Below are 3410 nucleotides of genomic sequence, written 5' to 3'. Positions count from 1 at the left end.
GCCTGATTTCGGTCAGCTCATGCTGGTTACGATGGTGTTTGGCGCCATGTTCTTCATGGCAGGTCTCTCCTGGTTCTGGATCGGTTCGCTTTCAGCCCTGGCAGTGGTCGGCGCCTTTGTTGCCTATTCGGCGATGCCGCATGTGGCAAGCCGTGTGGACCGCTTCCTGAACCCGGAATCGGGCGACACCTATCAGGTGGATCGCGCGCTTGATGCGGTTCACGCGGGCGGCTTCTTTGGTCGCGGGCCGGGCGAAGGCATCGTGAAGCGCATTTTGCCGGACGCGCATACGGATTTCATTTTTGCGGTCGTGGCGGAGGAGTATGGCGTCATTGTCGGTCTCCTCATCATCGGGATTTTTGCCTTCATCGTCATTCGCACCCTGCGCCATGCGATGGACGAGCATGATCTCTTCGTGCAATTTGCGACTTGCGGCCTTGTTGCCCAGTTCGGCTTTCAGGCGCTGATCAACATGGGGGTGAATGTGAACCTCATGCCGGCCAAGGGCATGACGCTGCCTTTCATTTCCTATGGCGGTTCCTCGCTTCTCGCGCTTGCCTTCTCGATGGGCATGTTGCTCGCGCTGACGCGCCGCCGCGCGGGTGCCAATGTGGCCGCGCCGAATGGAAGGGGGATCAACGCATGAAGCGCCATCCTTCCGGTCCCATTGTCATCGCTGCTGGTGGAACGGGCGGGCATCTCTTTCCCGGTCAGGCGCTTGCGCAGGAACTGCGCCGCCGTGGCCGCAAGATCGTATTGATGACAGATGAGCGTGTGCAGCGTTTCGACAAGCTGTTTCCCGAGGCAGATATTTTCGAAGTGCCGTCCGCGACGCCTTCCGGTGGCGGGCTTGTCGGCATGGTGAAAGCCGTGCCCTCCATCATTGCGGGTATCGCGAGGAGCATCGCTGTTCTGCAGCGGGTGAAGCCTGCCGCGTTGATCGGCTTTGGCGGTTATCCGACGCTGCCGCCCGTTGCCGCCGCGATTGTGCGCGGTGTGCCATGCTGCGTGCATGAGCAGAATGCTGTGCTTGGCCGTGTGAACCGGCTTGTTGCGCCGCATGTTCATGCCGTTGCCTCGACCTTCGAGGCGCCGAAGTTTCTCAAGTCGCGGGATGCGAGCAAACTTGTGCTGACGGGCAACCCTGTCCGCGATGCCGTTATCGCGCAGGCAGATCGCCCCTATCAGGCACCGCAGAGTAACGGGCTGTTTCATCTTCTCGTCTTTGGCGGCAGCCAGGGCGCGCGGGTGATGAGCGATGTCGTGCCGGGCGCCCTTGCGCTTCTGCCGCAGGAAATGCGCGCGCGCCTTCGTGTGGTGCAGCAGGCGCGGCCTGAAGATATCGAGCGTGTGCGCGGCATCTATGAAGAAGCGGGCATTGCGGCAGAGCTTGCTTCCTTCTTTGACGATATGCCGGAGCGCATCGCGGCTGCGCATCTTGTCATTGGCCGGTCGGGCGCTTCCACGGTGAGCGAGCTTTCGGTGATTGGCCGTCCGGCCATTCTCGTGCCGCTGCCTCATTCGCTTGACAATGACCAGAAGGCGAATGCCGAAAAGTTTGGTTCTGCAGGTGCAGGCTGGATGATCGAACAGAAGGATTTTACTGAAGAGATGCTGTCGAGCCGCTTGCAAACGCTGTTCAACAATTCAGGCGAACTTGTCGCCGCCGCGCAAGCCGCGAAGAAGATGGGGCAGCCGCAAGCCGTGCGCGAACTTGCCAATCTCGTCGAAGCGCTGGGGCGCGGGGATTATCACCCGCTGCGTGATCGTGCCGCAAAGAATGCTGCCATTGAAAGCGGTTCCACCAATCTCAACTTTGCTGCGGGAGGTGCATGATGCGTCCGGCACCACTCGATATAGGCACCATCCATTTTGTTGGTATTGGCGGCATCGGCATGAGCGGCATTGCCGAAGTCATGCACAATCTTGGCTACAAGGTGCAGGGCAGCGATCTCTCCGAGAGCGCGACCGTGAAGCGGCTCAAGGGGCTCGGCGTAAAGGTCTTTATCGGCCAGAAGGCGGAGAACCTGAAGGATGCGCAGGTGGTCGTCGTGTCATCGGCGATCAAGGCCGACAATCCTGAACTGATGGAAGCGCGGGCACGCTTCCTTCCCGTGGTGCGCCGCGCGGAAATGCTGGCAGAGCTGATGCGCCTCAAGAGCTGCGTCGCGATTGCAGGCACTCACGGCAAGACGACGACCACCTCGCTTGTTGCGGCCATTCTCGACAAGGCGGGTCTCGATCCGACTGTCATCAATGGCGGCATCATCAACGCCTATGGCACCAATGCGCGGCTTGGTGAAGGCGAATGGATGGTGGTGGAGGCTGACGAGTCAGACGGCACTTTCGTCAAGCTGCCTGCAACCATTGCCATCGTCACCAATATCGATCCCGAGCATCTCGATTATTACGGCACGTTTGATGCGGCGAAGGATGCCTTCCTGACCTTTATCGAGAATGTGCCGTTCTATGGCGCGGCGGTCATGTGCATCGACCATCCGGAGGTGCAAGCGCTGATCGGCCGCGTGCGCGACCGCCGCATCGTGACCTATGGCACGAACCCGCAGGCCGATATTCGCGCCACCAATGCGCGTGTTGAAGGCAAGTTCAACGTCTTCGATGTCACGATCACGGATCGCAAGACGGGCGCGAAGCGCGAGATGAATGCCGTGCGTCTTGCCATGCATGGCACGCATAACATGCTGAACAGCCTTGCTGCCATTGGCGTCGCCCTGCAAATGGGCATTGGCGATGAGGGCATTCGGGGTGCGCTGGAAGGCTTTGGCGGTGTGAAGCGGCGTTTCACCCATGTAGGCGAGTGGAACGGCGTCAATCTCTATGATGATTATGGCCATCACCCGGTCGAGATTGCCGCTGTGTTGCAGGCGGCCCGTTCTGCCACGCAGGGACGCACCATCGCCGTGGTGCAACCGCATCGCTATACGCGACTTCACAATCTCTTCGATGAGTTCTGCTCCTGCTTCAACGATGCCGATACGGTGATCGTTGCGGATGTTTATGAAGCGGGCGAAAAGCCGATCGAGGGCGCGAACCGGGATGCGCTGGTGGAAGGGCTGCGCGACCGTGGCCACCGCGATGTCATGCCCCTTGAAAACCCTGAAGCACTGCCGCGCCTCATTGCCGATATTGCAAAGCCGGGTGATCTCGTTGTCTGCCTCGGCGCAGGCAGCATCACCTATTGGGCGAATGCGCTGGCGGAAGATCTCGCAAAGCTTGGCAAGAAGGGTGCGAAGAAGGCGACCACAGCGAAGTCACCTGAGAAGGCCGCGACGAGGGGGAGGAAGAAATGATGGCTGCCGAAGCCACACGCCCTCTCATTGATCGGTTGCCTTCCGTGCGCGGCGAGCTGGTTGCGGATGCGCCGCTTGCGCCGCTGACCTGGTTCCGTG

At 60.3% G+C, this 3410-nt stretch carries 3 protein-coding genes; all 3 read left to right on the top strand.

Annotated features, from left to right (window positions below; translation table 11 throughout):
- Positions 1-646 (top strand): FtsW/RodA/SpoVE family cell cycle protein (locus WBF74_RS11700; RefSeq protein WP_424439926.1); only part of this gene is annotated, 646 nt, incomplete at its 5' end.
- Entirely contained in the window at positions 643-1836 is a 1194-nt protein-coding gene (murG, locus tag WBF74_RS11695) for an undecaprenyldiphospho-muramoylpentapeptide beta-N-acetylglucosaminyltransferase (RefSeq protein ID WP_424439923.1), read from the top strand. The genes WBF74_RS11700 and murG, both read left to right, overlap by 4 nt.
- Complete coding sequence (gene murC, locus WBF74_RS11690) at positions 1836-3311, top strand: UDP-N-acetylmuramate--L-alanine ligase (protein ID WP_424439920.1); 1476 nt, start codon at positions 1836-1838, stop codon at positions 3309-3311. The genes murG and murC overlap by 1 nt, the downstream gene beginning before the upstream one ends.
- The last annotated feature ends 99 nt before the right edge of the window (positions 3312-3410 follow it).

Source organism: Parvibaculum sp. (assembly GCF_049672805.1).
In the GTDB taxonomy this organism is placed as follows: domain Bacteria; phylum Pseudomonadota; class Alphaproteobacteria; order Parvibaculales; family Parvibaculaceae; genus Parvibaculum.
This window is presented reverse-complemented; position numbering and strand designations above follow the sequence as displayed.